This is a genomic window from Stenotrophomonas sp. MH181796, assembly GCF_009659995.1.
Classification (GTDB): domain Bacteria; phylum Pseudomonadota; class Gammaproteobacteria; order Xanthomonadales; family Xanthomonadaceae; genus Stenotrophomonas; species Stenotrophomonas riyadhensis.
On record NZ_RAHU01000013.1, the window covers coordinates 1 to 13,170 of the forward strand.

The 13,170-nt window shown below is 66.7% G+C and carries 12 protein-coding genes; all 12 read right to left on the minus strand.

The features are described from left to right. Nucleotides 1–282: 282 nt before the first annotated feature. The 12 genes from bamA to D5301_RS23250 all read right to left on the minus strand — a co-directional run bounded on the left by bamA (nucleotide 283) and on the right by D5301_RS23250 (nucleotide 13,155). Nucleotides 283–2,646, minus strand: coding sequence for an outer membrane protein assembly factor BamA (gene bamA / locus D5301_RS23195; RefSeq protein ID WP_153857020.1), 2,364 nt, complete (start codon nucleotides 2,644–2,646; stop codon nucleotides 283–285). A gap of 74 nt (nucleotides 2,647–2,720) precedes the next feature. Further along, nucleotides 2,721–4,079 carry an RIP metalloprotease RseP gene (rseP, locus tag D5301_RS23200; protein WP_153857021.1) on the minus strand — a complete coding sequence of 453 codons (1,359 nt, stop codon included), beginning with the start codon at nucleotides 4,077–4,079 and terminating at the stop codon, nucleotides 2,721–2,723. A gap of 55 nt (nucleotides 4,080–4,134) precedes the next feature. Next, a complete protein-coding gene (locus D5301_RS23205; protein ID WP_153857022.1) occupies nucleotides 4,135–5,325 on the minus strand; it encodes a 1-deoxy-D-xylulose-5-phosphate reductoisomerase in 1,191 nt (396 codons plus the stop codon). A gap of 2 nt (nucleotides 5,326–5,327) precedes the next feature. Continuing rightward, nucleotides 5,328–6,164: a phosphatidate cytidylyltransferase gene (locus D5301_RS23210; protein WP_110711707.1), complete on the minus strand. Its 837-nt coding sequence runs from the start codon at nucleotides 6,162–6,164 to the stop codon at nucleotides 5,328–5,330. Continuing rightward, nucleotides 6,161–6,928 (minus strand): polyprenyl diphosphate synthase, encoded by a 768-nt coding sequence (gene uppS, locus D5301_RS23215; protein WP_110711708.1) that lies wholly within the window; start codon nucleotides 6,926–6,928, stop codon nucleotides 6,161–6,163. The genes D5301_RS23210 and uppS overlap by 4 nt, the downstream gene beginning before the upstream one ends. A gap of 5 nt (nucleotides 6,929–6,933) precedes the next feature. After that, a complete protein-coding gene (frr, locus tag D5301_RS23220; protein WP_014036506.1) occupies nucleotides 6,934–7,488 on the minus strand; it encodes a ribosome recycling factor in 555 nt (184 codons plus the stop codon). A 96-nt stretch (nucleotides 7,489–7,584) separates the two neighbouring features. Further along, on the minus strand, nucleotides 7,585–8,313 hold the full coding sequence (gene pyrH / locus D5301_RS23225; protein ID WP_005415854.1) for a UMP kinase: 729 nt from the start codon (nucleotides 8,311–8,313) through the stop codon (nucleotides 7,585–7,587). 121 nt (nucleotides 8,314–8,434) lie between these two features. Then, nucleotides 8,435–9,973 carry a GGDEF domain-containing protein gene (locus D5301_RS23230; protein ID WP_110711709.1) on the minus strand — a complete coding sequence of 513 codons (1,539 nt, stop codon included), beginning with the start codon at nucleotides 9,971–9,973 and terminating at the stop codon, nucleotides 8,435–8,437. Nucleotides 9,974–10,209: 236 nt separating this feature from the next. Beyond that, entirely contained in the window at nucleotides 10,210–11,085 is an 876-nt protein-coding gene (gene tsf, locus D5301_RS23235) for a translation elongation factor Ts (protein WP_088025411.1), read from the minus strand. A 126-nt stretch (nucleotides 11,086–11,211) separates the two neighbouring features. Then, nucleotides 11,212–12,018: a 30S ribosomal protein S2 gene (rpsB, locus tag D5301_RS23240; RefSeq protein WP_005408748.1), complete on the minus strand. Its 807-nt coding sequence runs from the start codon at nucleotides 12,016–12,018 to the stop codon at nucleotides 11,212–11,214. A 220-nt stretch (nucleotides 12,019–12,238) separates the two neighbouring features. Continuing rightward, nucleotides 12,239–12,937: a molecular chaperone gene (locus D5301_RS23245; protein ID WP_153857023.1), complete on the minus strand. Its 699-nt coding sequence runs from the start codon at nucleotides 12,935–12,937 to the stop codon at nucleotides 12,239–12,241. Further along, the gene (locus D5301_RS23250) at nucleotides 12,937–13,155 is read right to left on the minus strand and encodes a hypothetical protein (protein ID WP_110711712.1); all 219 of its coding nucleotides are present in this window, start codon (nucleotides 13,153–13,155) and stop codon (nucleotides 12,937–12,939) included. The genes D5301_RS23245 and D5301_RS23250 overlap by 1 nt, the downstream gene beginning before the upstream one ends. Between the last annotated feature and the right edge of the window lie 15 nt (nucleotides 13,156–13,170).

Sequence of the window (13,170 nt, forward strand, 5' to 3'; positions counted from 1 at the left end):
TGGTCGCCGCATCCATGCGGCTCACCCCCCCGCAGCCCCACCCCGTCCGACCTCCGACGGCGTGGCGCGAGTGCCAGCCACGGAAAAACAGAAAAGATCAAAAGCAGAGCGGGCGCTTCCGGCATCCAGGCCAAACGAAAACGCCGGGCAATGCCCGGCGCTTCGTACCCCGTCTGGTGGAGAGCCCCCCTTTGTTAAGGGGGGCGCGCCAGCGGCGCGGGGGATAGGTGAAATGCGCGGGCAATTCACCGGAGGTGGATCAGTTCTGAGGAACGTTGTTCCTCAGAACTGGCCACCGAACGTGAATTGCAGCCGCTCGATCTTGTCGCCGTCTTCCTTCTTCAGCGGGAAGGCGTAGCTGATCGAGATCGGGCCGACCGGGGCGCGCCACAGCAGGGCCACACCGGTGGACACGCGCAGTTCGTTGGCCTTGAAGTTGTCCACGCCGGTGTAGACGTTGCCGAAGTCGACGAAGGCCGACACGCGTGCCGACGGGCTGTCGAACAGGCGCGGGAAGTAGGCTTCGACCGAACCGACGGTCTTCAGCGAACCACCCAGCGGCTGGCCTTCCGGATAACCGCGGGTCACTTCGCGCGGGCCGAGGGTGTTGTCCTCGAAGCCGCGCACCGAGTTGGTGCCACCTGCGTAGAAGTTCTCGTAGAACGGCAGGCCCTTGGCTGTGACCGAACGCAGGTTGCCGGCCTCGTCAGGCACCATCGCGGTCTTGTCGCTGCCATAGCTGTCGCCGTAACCCACTTCGGCGCGGGTGTTGATGACCAGCGACGGCATGATCGGCCAGTACTTGCTGATCTGGTAGTTCAGCTTGTAGTACTCGATGGTCGAGCCCGGCAGCGTCGTTTCCAGGCCAACGCGCTGGTAGGTACCACGGGTCGGCATGAAGTAGTCGTTGCGCGAGTCGCGTGCCCAGCCCAGCTCCGTGCGCCATGCATGGAAGGTCTTGCTGCCCAGTACGTTGATGTAGTCGATGATCGACTGCGGGGTCGAGCCCTGGTAGGTGGTGATCTGGTTGCTGTCGATGCCGAACATCAGCGAGACGGTATCGGTCTCGGTGATCGGCACGCCGAACACCACCTGCGCCGAGCCATTGGTGCTGTTGTACTGCGCGGTGTTGAAGTCGGAGTAGTCCAGTTCGCGCCAGGACAGGTTGTAGCCCAGCGACACGCCGTCATCGGTGAAGTACGGGTTGGTGTAGCTGAAGCCATAGCGTTGCAGGTAGCTGCTGCGCGAGGCTTCGACCGACACGCGGTTGCCGCCGCCGAGGAAGTTGTTCTGCGACAGCTGTACCGAGGTGGTCATGCCGTAGGACTGCGAATAGCCCAGGCCGAACACGAAGCTGCCGGAGGTGGTTTCCTTGACGTTGTAGACGACGTCGACCTGGTCGTTGCTGCCGCTGACCGCCGGAGTCTCGACGTCGACCGACTCGAAGTAACCCAGGCGCTGCAGGCGGATCTTGGAGCGGTCGATCGCGGCCTGCGAGTACCAGCTGTTCTCGAACTGGCGCATTTCGCGACGCATCACTTCGTCGGACGTGCGGGTATTGCCGCGGAACAGGATGCGGCGCACCGACACGCGCGGGCCCGGAACGACCTGCATGTTGATCGCCACGGTCTGGTCGGGGCGGTTGGTGGTCGGGATCGGGTTCACCTTGGCGAACGCGTAGCCGATGTTGGACAGCGAATTGGTGATGGTGTCCGAGCTGAACTCCAGCAGCGCACGCGAGAACGTGTCGCCCGGCTTCTGGATCACCATGCGCTCGACGTCCTCCTGCGGAAGGATGGTGTCGCCGCTGACCTTGATCTCGGAGATCTTGTACTGGGCACCCTCGGTCACGCCGGCGGTGAGGAACATGTCGCGCTTGTCGGGGCTGATCGACACCTGGGTCGAGTCGATGCTGAAGTCGACATAGCCGCGGTCCAGGTACCAGGAATTGAGCTTTTCCAGGTCGCCGGACAGCTTTTCCTTGGAGTACTGGTCATCACGGCGGTACCACGACGCCCAGTTGTGCTCCTTGGACTCCCAAGTTTCCAGGATGTCCTTGCTCTCGAACTTCTCGGTGCCGACCAGGTTGACGTGACGGATCTTGGCCGCCTTGCCTTCCTTGATGGCGATCGCGATGTCCACGCGGTTGCGGTCCAGCGGGCTCACGGTCGGGGTGATCTCGACGGTGTACTTGCCGCGGTCGTTGTACTGGCGGCGAAGCTCCTGGGTCACGCGGTCCAGGCTCAGGCGGTCGAAGGTGCCGCCCTCGGTCAGGCCGATGTCGGACAGGCCCTTGAGCAGCTGCTCGGACTTGATGTCCTTGTTGCCGGTGACGGTCAGCTTGTTGATCGCCGGGCGTTCCTTGACGGTCACCACCAGGATGCTGCCCTGGCGGTCCAGCTGAACGTCTTCGAAGAAGCCGGTCTTGTACAGGGCGCGGATGATCTCGCCGACCTTGTTGTCGGTGATGGTCTCGCCACGTTCCACCGGCAGGTAGGTGAATACCGTGCCCGAGCTGATGCGCTGCAGGCCATCCACGCGGATGTCGCTGACAGTGAAGGGCTCGGCTGCCTGGGCCAGGGCGGGAGCGCCGGTGACGGCGGCGAGGGCGAGGGCCAGCAGGCGGCGATTGGGGAGTCGCGTCATGTCACGTCCGGTAGGAAGGTCGATTTCATTGGTGCGGGATGCCGACGCTGTAGACGGCAACAACGTGGAAAAGTTCATCGCGGGACCAGGCCGAGGATGTCGTTGTAGAACGCCAACCCCATCAGCCCGGCCAGCAACGCCAGGCCGATGTATTGGCCGGCGGCGATGGCACGCTCGCTCAGCGGGCTGCCCTTGACCAACTCGATAAGGTAATACAGCAGGTGGCCGCCGTCCAAGATCGGGATCGGCAACAGGTTGATGATGCACAGGCTGAGCGACAGCAGGGCAAGGAACTGCAGGAACCAGTCGAGGCCGCGCTTGGCCGAGACATTGGCCACACGGGCGATGGTCACTGGCCCGGAAACGTTCTGCAGCGAGGCCTTGCCGGTGACGATGCGGCCCATCATGCCCAGCGAATCGGCGGCCAGACGGCCGGTTTCGCGCACGGCCACGGTGACCGCGTCGAGCGGGCCATAGCGCAGCAGGGTGTCGTAGGGGGGGCTGAACGAGGTCGGGAACTGCACGCCGATCTGCCAGGTCGGCTCGCCCCTGGAATCCTTGCCCTGACGCGGGGTGATTTCCAGCGCCAGGCGTTCACCGCCCCGCAGGACCTCGATCATGCCCGGGCCGCCAGCGCGGCCCAGCGTCTGGATCTCGCCGATGACCTGGTCGGCGCCGTCGATGCGCTGGCCGTCGATCGCCACGATCAGGTCGCCCGGCTGCAGCTGCCCGGCCACCACGGAGTCCGCGGTGAGCGAATCGACCAGCGCCGGTTGCAGCCACGACTGCCAGTACAGGCCGGCCAGGATCGGTACCCGCCGTTCATCGAAACCGGCCGGCAGCTGCGACAGCGGCAGGGTGCGCACGCGCATCTGGTCGGCCGGGTCCAGCACTTCCAGCTTCACGTCGCGGCGGTCCATCGCAGCGGCGGTCAGCGCCATGCTGGCCTCGCCGAGGGTGGCCACCGGGCGCTCGTCCACGCGCAGGACGCGGTCGCCGCTGGTCAGGCCAGCGCTGGCGGCGATGCCGCTGGCACGGCCGATGGTCGGCGAATAATCCTGCTTGCCGATCACGAACATCGCCCACAGCAGCAGGATGCACAGCAGCAGGTTGGCGATCGGTCCGGCGGCGACGATGGCGATGCGCTGCCAGACGGTCTTGTGGTTGAAGGCCTGGCCACGCTCGCGCGGGTGGACTTCGACCTCGCGTTCGTCGAGGAACTTCACATAACCGCCGAGCGGGATGGCGGCGATGGCGAACTCGGTGCCGTGCCTGTCGCGGCGCGACCACAGCGGCCGGCCGAAGCCGACCGAGAAGCGCAGGATCTTGACCCCGCACAGGCGCCCGACCCAGTAATGCCCGAACTCGTGGAACGTGACCAGCAGCCCGAGGCTGACAATCATCCACCAGACCGATCCGATGAAGTCAGTCATGCAGGCTCACAGTGGCGGGCAGGGGCGGCGTCGTCATGCGGGGCGAGGCGGTCGTTCAGGCGGCGTCGATGGCGTTCAGGGTCAGCTGGCGTGCCCGCTGGTCGGCGGACAACAGGACCTCCAGTGTATCGGCTGGCTGGGTCGGCAGTGTTGAAAGAGCGTTAGCAACCAGCTCCGGAATGGTCAGGAAACCGATCCGGCCCTGAAGAAACGCTGAAACCGCCTCTTCATTGGCGGCGTTCAGCACCGCCGGCGCGGTGCCGCCGGCCTGCATCGCCTGCCAGGCCAGGGCCAGGCAGGGGAAAGCGTCAGTGTCCGGGGCCTCGAAGTCCAGCCGGCCCTGGGCCAGCAGATCCAGCCCGGACACGCCCGATTCGATGCGTTGCGGCCAGCCCAGGCCAACGGCCAGGGTCGTGCGCATGTCCGGCAGACCCATCTGCGCCAGGGTTGAACCGTCCACGAACTCGACCAGCGAGTGGACCAGGCTCTGCGGATGCACCAGCACTTCGATGCGCTCACCGGGGATGCCGAACAGGTGATGGGCCTCGATCACCTCCAGGCCCTTGTTCATCAACGTCGCCGAATCGACCGAGATCTTCGGCCCCATCGACCACTTCGGGTGGGCAACGGCCTGTGCCGGGGTGACCTGGACCAGTTCGGCGCGGCTGCGGCCGCGGAACGGGCCACCGGAGGCAGTCAGCAGGATCCGGCGCACGCCGGCACCGTCGATGCTGGCGTCGCGCGAGCGCAGGCACTGGAAGATCGCACTGTGCTCGCTGTCGATCGGAATGATCTCAGCGCCAGCATGCTGGGCCGTGCGGGTCAGCAGCTCACCGGCCAGTACCAGCGATTCCTTGTTGGCCAGCAGGATCCGCTTGCCGGCGGCGGCCGCGGCCAGGGTCGAGGACAGCCCGGCGGCGCCGACGATGGCGGCAACCACGGTGTCACAGGCATCGCTGGCGGCCAGCTGGTCCAGCGCGGCATGGCCGGCATGGGCTTCGGTGGCCAGGCCGGCGTCGCGCAGGCCGTCACGCAGTTCGGTGAACAACGATTCGTCGGCGATCACCGCGTGCGCCGGCTTATGCTGGCGGCACAACGCCAGCAGCGCCTGCACCTGGCGGCCGGCGGCGAGCACCGTGGCCTGGTAGCGCTGCGGGTGGCGGGCGATCACGTCCAGCGTGGAGGCACCGATCGAGCCGGTGGCGCCGAATACGGCGACCCGGCGCAGGTCTGCGACAGCATTCATGGTCAGAATCCGAAGATTTCCTTGCCCAGTGCGAACACCGGCACCGCAGCGAGGACGCCGTCAACACGGTCGAGCACGCCGCCGTGGCCCGGGATCAGATGGCCCGAGTCCTTGGCGCCTGCATGGCGCTTGATCAGGCTTTCGAACAGATCGCCCAGCACCGAGGCGAATACCGCCACCACCGAGGTGATCAGCAGGCCCGGCAGGTGACCGGCATCGATACCTGCCAGCCAGCCGAGGCCAAGGGCCACGGCGACACCGGCCAGCAGGCCGCCGAACAGGCCTTCCCAGGTCTTGTTGGGGCTGATCCGCGGGGCCAGCTTGTGCTTGCCGAAGTGCCGACCGGCGAAATAGGCGCCTGAATCAGCCGCCCAGACCAGTGCCAGCGCAGCCAGCAGCCACAGGTGACCCTGCTTGCCCGGCGGATCGCCGCCCGCATGGATCAGCACCAGCGCGGCCCAGGCCGGGACGATGGCCAGGGTGCCGGCCAGCATCTTCACGATCCGCGAGGGCGCCGAGGGCTGTGCGCCGAAATTGAAGAAGCGCAGCCAGACCAGCGCGGCCAGCCACCAGGCGACGCCGGCCAATGTGGTGATCTGGAACAGCACCAGCGTGCTGCCATCCGCCCAGACCAGCAGCACCATCAGCAGCAGGTTCAGCACCAGCAGCACGGTGCGCGCCAGGGTGTCTTCGATGCCGGCCAGCTTCAGCCACTCCCACAGGCCGATCAGCAGCACGGCGGCGGCGGCGGCGGCCAGCCATTGCGTCGGCAGCAGCAGGATCGCGGCAATGGCGACCGGCGCCATGATCAGCGCGGCGAGGACTCGGGTCTTGGTCATGGGCTGGAGGTCTCGGTGGCCAGTGCGGCGATCTGGGCGCTGGTCAGGCCGAAACGACGCTCGCGGCTGCCATAGGCGTCCAGCGCCTGCTGCAGCAGTGCGGCATCGAAGTCCGGCCACAGCGCCTCGGTGAACCACAGCTCGGTGTATGCCAGCTGCCACAGCAGGAAGTTGCTGATGCGGGTATCGCCACCGGTGCGGATGAACAGGTCCGGCGGTGGCAGGTCGGCCAGGGCGACCTGGCTGCCCAGCAGCGATTCGTCGATCTGTTCGGGCAGCAGGCGGCCGGCGGCGACTTCAGCCGCCAGGGCGCGCGCGGCACGGGCGATGTCCTGGCGGCCGCCGTAACTGGCTGCGATCGACAGGGTCAGGGCGCTGTTGTCGGCGGTGCGTTGTTCGGCCAGCTGCATGCGGCTGACCAGGCCGGCGCCGAAGCGTTCGCGCTCGCCGATGAAGCGCACGCGCACACCGCGCCGATGCAGCTCGTCCACTTCGCGGTCGAGCGCGCCGAGGAACAGCTTCATCAGGGCATCGACTTCTTCCTGCGGCCGGCCCCAGTTCTCGCTGGAGAACGCGAACAGGGTCAGCGCCGGAATGCCCAGTTCAAGGCAGCGCTCGATGGTGCGGTTGACCGCGCGCGCGCCGGCACGGTGGCCGATCACGCGCGGGCGACGGCGCTGCTGTGCCCAGCGGCCATTGCCATCCATGATGATGGCAATGTGGCGGGGCAGGGCGGCCGGCAATGGAGGCGGGACTGAAGGCATCGACTTCAGACCGACAGCAGTTCTTTTTCCTTGTCGGCGACGACCTTGTCGACGTCCTTGATGTTGGCGTCGGTCAGCTTCTGGATGTCGTCTTCGCCACGCTTCTTCTCGTCTTCGCTGATCGCCTTGTCCTTGACCAGCTTGGCGATTTCCTTGTTCGCGTCCTGACGGATGTTGCGGATCGCGATCTTGGCGCCTTCGCCTTCCTTCTGCACCTGCTTGGCCAGCTCCTTGCGGCGCTCTTCGGTCGGCGGCGGCATGTTGATGCGGATCGCGGTGCCCAGGGTATTCGGGGTGAACTCGGCGTTGTAGAGACCCTTTTCGATCTCCTTGATCATGCTCTTGTCGAACGGCGTGACCAGCAGCGAGTGGGCGTCGGCGTTGGAGATCGACGCGACCTGGTTCAGCGGGGTGCTGGCGTTGCCATAGGCGCTGACCGTGACGCGGTCCAGCAGGGCCGGGGTGGCGCGGCCGGTGCGGATCGAGGTGAGGGTGTGCTTCAGAGCGTCGATGCTCTTGGCCATGCGCGTCTGCGCGTTGTTCTTGATGTCGTTGAGCATCGCCCGGTCCTGGGTGTAACTGGAATCGGGCGATTATAGGCGAATACGGGACGCTGCCGGGCCTGAATCGGCCCGGTTGTCGCCTGGGACTCAGGCTCAGGCCGGGTCGCGGCCCTGGACCAGGGTGCCGATGTTCGCGCCGTTGAGGATCTTCAGCAGCTCGCCCGGCTGGCCCATGTCGAACACGCGCATCGGCAGGTCGCTGTCGCGGGCCAGTGCGAAGGCGGCGGTATCCATCACTTCCAGGCCGCGACGGATCACTTCGTCGTAGCTCAGGCTGTCGAAGCGGACCGCGTCGCTGTGCTTGTTCGGGTCCTTGTCGTACACGCCATCGACCTTGGTGGCCTTCAGCAGCAGGTCGGCGCCGATCTCGATCGCACGCAGCGCGGCACCGGAGTCGGTGGTGAAGAACGGGCTGCCAACGCCAGCGGCGAAAATCACCAGGCGGCCCTTTTCCAGGTGGCGGATGGCGCGGCGGCGGATGTAGTCCTCGCACACGTCGTTGATCTTGATCGCGCTCATCACGCGGGCCTTGGCGCCCAGCTTCTCGAGGGCGTCCTGCATGGCCAGGGCGTTGATGACCGTGGCCAGCATGCCCATCTGGTCGCCGGTGACCCGGTCCATGCCGCCAGCGGCCAGGCCGGCGCCGCGGAAGATGTTGCCGCCGCCGATCACCAGGGCCACTTCGGCGCCGGCCTGCTGGGCTTCGATGACCTCGCGGGCCAGGCGGTTGATGATCTTCGGGTCGATGCCGTAGTCCTCATCTCCCATCAGCGCCTCCCCGGACAGTTTCAGAAGGATGCGGCGATAGGCGAGCTTGGACATAGGGACCTCGGGTGCGTGGAAATCGCGGGGGATTCTACGCGCATGCGGCGTCGGGCCAAAGTGTTTTGTGCACTGCGGCGCGAAATCCTGCCATCCGCCCCGGCCACGCGGGGCGTCCCGTTCAGCCCAGCTCGGCGCCGGCGGTGGCTGAAAGCTCGTCGTGGCCGAGGGCGCCGGGGGAGCGGGCAATCACCCGGTTGCGGCCCAGGTTCTTGGATCGGTACAGCACGTCGTCGGCTGCGCGCAGCAGGTCCTGCACGTCGGCAAAGCGCTCGTAGCCGCCCTGGGTGGCCACGCCGGCGGAGAACGTGACGAACAGCGGTCCGCCCTCCAGCTCGGCCATCGGCGTGGCGACGATGTTGGCCAGCACCCGGCGGATCACGTCCAGGGCCACGCTTTCGCTGGTGTTGGGCAGCAGTGCGACGAATTCCTCGCCGCCGAAGCGGGCCACGGTATCGCTGTTGCGCAGCTGGCCCTGCAGCTTGCCGGCGAAGGCGCGCAGCACCTCGTCGCCGGTCAGGTGGCCGTGGGCATCGTTGATCTTCTTGAAGTCGTCCAGGTCGATGAAGGCCACCGACAGCGGCCAGCCTTGCCGGCCGGCGCGCAGGAACTCCTGCTCCAGGACCGCTTCCAGCTGGCGGCGGTTGAGTACGCCGGTCAGGGCGTCGCGGTGGGCCTGGTCGGCCAGGCGCTTGGCCCGGGCCTCGAATTCGTCGGCGCGCCGGCGTGCCTGGTCTGCATCCTGCAGTTCGCGCAGGTTGCGCAGGGTGGCCAGTTCCTGCGCGTGGTCGATCAGCTCGCGCACCCGCAAGGGCGAGTTCAGGCCGGCCTCAAACAGGCTGGCGATGTCCGGCAGGGCTTCGCTGATGCGGGTGAGTACCTGATCGAAACGAGCGCTGTCCAGTTCCAGGCGGTCGTGGACCTGATGCAGGGCACGCTCGCGCGCGGCGTCGGCGTCGTCGTCCAGCCAGATGTCGGCGACCGCACCGGACAGCTGCACACAGGCCTGGAACGGCGATTCGGCGGCGCCCTCGTCCTCGCTGTGGCTGATGCTTTCCACCAGGTAGCGGGGCAGGCCCCACTGCTCGGCCACCCAGGCGCCGACATCTGCATGGCTGCAGCCCAGTTCCTCGCGCTCGCGGGCCACCAGATCCGTGTTGTCACGGGCTTCGCGCAGCAGTGGCAGGTAGCGCTCCGATTCGGCCTGGGCCAGGCACAGCACGCCCAGGTCCTGCAGCAGGCCGGCCAGCATCAGTTCCTCCAGCCGGCGCAGGCCGCGGGCCTGGCCCAGCTGGCTGGCGGCCAGGGCGCTGAGGATGCTGCGCTTCCACGCACGCTGGCGCAGGTCGTGGTCGGCACCGCCGCCAGCGGTCAGGCCCTGGGTGACGGTGAAGCCGAGGGCGAGGCTGATCGTGGCATTCAGGCCGAGCATGGTCAGCGCCTGGCCGAGGTTCTCGATGCGGCGGCGGCTGGCATACAGCGGCGAATTGGCGATGCGCAGCATGCGAGCGCTCAGCGCCATGTCGATGGCGATGATGTCGGCGGCGGTGGCGATGTCCGCTTCCGGGTCCTGGGCCAGCTCGATGATGCGCAGGGCAATACCGGGTGGCGAAGGCAGGTTGCGGCAGAGCGCCAGGGCAGCTGTCAGCTCGGGAGGCATGTCGGGTCGTTCAATTCCATTAGGACAAGAATACCTAGGAATGCATCACAGTCCGCGATTTTCGTTCCTGCTATGCGATTGTGGATTCCCTGCGCCGAGTATCGGCTTGATTCGCGCGCAACGCAAAGGTGTGGGTGTGGGCACCAACGGTGCGCACCCACGGGCCCACCGGCATAAAAAAAGAGCCGCGGTTTCCCGCGGCTCCTTCTGGTCGCTTCACAGCCGGAAGGCTGCAATCAGACCTGCATCGCCTTGGCAACTTCGGCGGCGTAGTCTTCCACCACCTTCTCGATGCCTTCGCCGACGATCAGCAGCTTGAAGCCTGCCACGTCGGCGCCAGCGGCCTTGACCACCTGCTCGACGGTGGTGTCGCCCAGCACGTAGGTCTGGCCGTACAGGGTCACGTCGCTGACGATCTTGTTGATCTTGCCGCTGATGATCTTTTCCAGGATCTCGGCCGGCTTGGCCTTGTCCTTTTCGGACATCTTGGCCAGCTCGATTTCCTTTTCCTTCTCGACGAAGTCGGCCGGAACGTCCGCAGCCTTGTTGTGCGGCGGCTTCAGGGCAGCCACGTGCATGGCCAGGCCACGGGCCAGCTCGACGTCGCCGCCGATCAGATCGACCAGCACGCCGACCTTGCCGTTGGTGTGGACGTACGCACCGACGTTGCCGGTGGTGTCGACCTTGACCATGCGACGGATCTGGATGTTCTCACCCAGGGTCTGCACGGCGGTGGCGCGGGCTTCTTCAACGGTGCGGCCATCGGCCAGCTTGGCAGCCTTCACGGCTTCGACGTCGGTGGCGCCCGATGCCAGGGCAGCGGCGGCGACGGCGTTGACGAAGGACTTGAAGTTGTCATCGTTGGCGACGAAGTCGGTTTCCGAGTTGACTTCGACCAGCACGGCCTTGCCGCCGTCCTGGGCCAGGCCCAGACGGCCTTCGGCGGCCACGCGGTCAGCCTTCTTGTCGGCCTTGGCAGCGCCGGACTTGCGCATGGCTTCAGCAGCAGCGTCGATGTCGCCGTTGGCTTCGGTGAGAGCCTTCTTGCATTCCATCATGCCGGCGCCGGTGCGCTCGCGCAGTTCCTTGACCAGGGAAGCAGTGATTTCCACGGGATTACCTCACGAAAGAAAGGGGTTGGGCCGGCATGGTGGCCGGCCCGTGTGACACGGTCCTGTCACGCGCCAAAGGCTGCGCGCAGGGAGGGTGGACGCCGGGCGTCCACCCCGGGGCCTGGATCAGGCCTGGGCGTCGTCGCCCTTCTTGGCAGCCTTCTTGGCCGGAGCGCGGCGGGCCGGCTTCTCTTCGCCTTCAGCAGCGGCTTCGGCGAACTCTTCCTCACGCACCGAAGCGGCGTGCGGAGCAGCAGCCTTGCCTTCCAGCACGGCGTCGGCAGCGGCGCGGGCGTACAGCTGCACAGCGCGGATGGCGTCGTCGTTGCCCGGGATGGCGTAATCAACCAGTTCCGGGTTGTAGTTGGTGTCGACCACGGCGATGACCGGGATGCCCAGCTTCTTGGCTTCCTTGATCGCGATGTCTTCGTGGCCGATGTCGATCACGAAGATGGCGTCCGGCAGGCGGTTCATGTCCTTGATGCCGCCCAGCGAGGCTTCCAGCTTGTCGCGCTCGCGACGCAGGCCCAGCACTTCGTGCTTGACCAGCTTCTCGAAGGTGCCGTCGGTTTCACCGGCTTCCAGTTCCTTCAGGCGGGCAACCGACTGCTTGACGGTACGGAAGTTGGTCAGGGTGCCGCCCAGCCAGCGCTGGTTCATGAACGGCATGCCGCAACGCTCGGCTTCTTCCTTGATGGTTTCGCGGGCGCTGCGCTTGGTGCCCAGGAACAGGACGGTGCCGCGCTTCTGGGCAACCGACGAGATGAAGTTCATCGCATCGTTGAACAGCGGGACGGTCTTTTCCAGGTTGATGATGTGGATCTTGCCGCGGGCGCCGAAGATGTACGGAGCCATCTTCGGGTTCCAGTAGCGGGTCTGGTGGCCGAAGTGGACGCCGGCTTCCAGCATCTGACGCATGGTGACCTGGGGCATTGCAATACTCCTGATATGGAACCAGCGATTCCGCCCGCGGGGATAGGTATGCGGGACGCGTGGAAGCGCGATCGGTTCCGGGGTTGGGCTTCCCTGTTGCCTCCGTGGCCGAACTCCTTGCGGAGCACCCCGGCACGGATGGGGGCAGCAGGTGTGGATTCACCGGTGACGTCCGGTGTGGACGGGTTCCCGCGCACGCAGGCGGCAGGAATCCGGTCGATTATAGCCCGCTCGGCGCGCTTGCTGCAATTGCCGGGTCCGGCGCGGTCAGGTCGATCATGCGGCCGTCCGGCAGCCGGGCCTGGAAATGGCCATCGATGTAGCCGTCGGCACGGGCCGGCAGGGCCCAGTGGCGCTCCCGGCCAGCCAGGACATAGCCGGCCAGACCCGGCAGCAGCACGGTACGGCGACCATCATTGGCGACGAAGGTGAGGTCCTGCAGGCGAGCGTGCAGTGTCCCTGTGTTGCTCAGTCGCAGCGAAGGTTGCGACGGTTTGAACTCAGTCCAGGCGCGCAGCCGTGGCTGGGCCAACGGCCCGGGCTTGCCCCGAAACAGGGGCAGCGAGTAGCGCGGCAGGCCGGGGATGCTGGGGGCGAGCACGACCCGGTAGGCCTGTTCGGCGGCCACGGGTGTGGGTTGGCGTGGCAGCAGCCAGATGCGCTGGCGGGTGCCGGGCGGGATATCGAGCCGGGTGGGGCTGGCCAGGACCTGGTCGCTGGCACGCAGCTCTTCCGCGTCGGTCTGCTGTTCCCAGGCCAGGATCCGTACCTGGCCCTGCCAGCGGTGGGGGCCAGGGTTGTACAGCCACAGTTCGCCGTGACCGCCTTCGGCGGGCAGCTGCAGGGTGGTCGGCACCAGGTCCAGCGCCGCCGCGGGCAGTGCCAGCAGCAGTGCCAGCAGGCTCAGCAGGATGCGCATCAGTAGATGACGGTCACGGCAGGCGCCGCGTCGTCGCTGTCGGCCGGCGGCGCGAGGTCGTGGATCTGCTGCGGAAGCTCGGGCGTGTCGCTGCGCTGGTGCGGTGCCGTGCATCGGGTGTTGCCGCCATCGCCGCTGCAGCCCTCGACCACGGTCAGCCGGATCTGCAGGGAGGTGCTGCCGGGTTCGGCCCATGCCGGCGTGCTGGCGACCAGCATCGCCCCGATCAGAAG

Bases quoted from the DNA above. Each gene is read 5' to 3' on its own strand.
- rpsB (WP_005408748.1), bottom strand. From the start codon at position 12,018: ATGCCCCAGGTCACCATGCGTCAGATGCTGGAAGCCGGCGTCCACTTC.
- D5301_RS23210 (WP_110711707.1), bottom strand. From the start codon at position 6,164: ATGACCAAGACCCGAGTCCTCGCCGCGCTGATCATGGCGCCGGTCGCC.
- D5301_RS23250 (WP_110711712.1), bottom strand. From the start codon at position 13,155: ATGCTGGTCGCCAGCACGCCGGCATGGGCCGAACCCGGCAGCACCTCC.
- rseP (WP_153857021.1), bottom strand. From the start codon at position 4,079: ATGACTGACTTCATCGGATCGGTCTGGTGGATGATTGTCAGCCTCGGG.
- D5301_RS23230 (WP_110711709.1), bottom strand. From the start codon at position 9,973: ATGCCTCCCGAGCTGACAGCTGCCCTGGCGCTCTGCCGCAACCTGCCT.
- frr (WP_014036506.1), bottom strand. From the start codon at position 7,488: ATGCTCAACGACATCAAGAACAACGCGCAGACGCGCATGGCCAAGAGC.
- D5301_RS23205 (WP_153857022.1), bottom strand. From the start codon at position 5,325: ATGAATGCTGTCGCAGACCTGCGCCGGGTCGCCGTATTCGGCGCCACC.
- D5301_RS23245 (WP_153857023.1), bottom strand. From the start codon at position 12,937: ATGCGCATCCTGCTGAGCCTGCTGGCACTGCTGCTGGCACTGCCCGCG.
- pyrH (WP_005415854.1), bottom strand. From the start codon at position 8,313: ATGTCCAAGCTCGCCTATCGCCGCATCCTTCTGAAACTGTCCGGGGAG.
- bamA (WP_153857020.1), bottom strand. From the start codon at position 2,646: ATGACGCGACTCCCCAATCGCCGCCTGCTGGCCCTCGCCCTCGCCGCC.
- uppS (WP_110711708.1), bottom strand. From the start codon at position 6,928: ATGCCTTCAGTCCCGCCTCCATTGCCGGCCGCCCTGCCCCGCCACATT.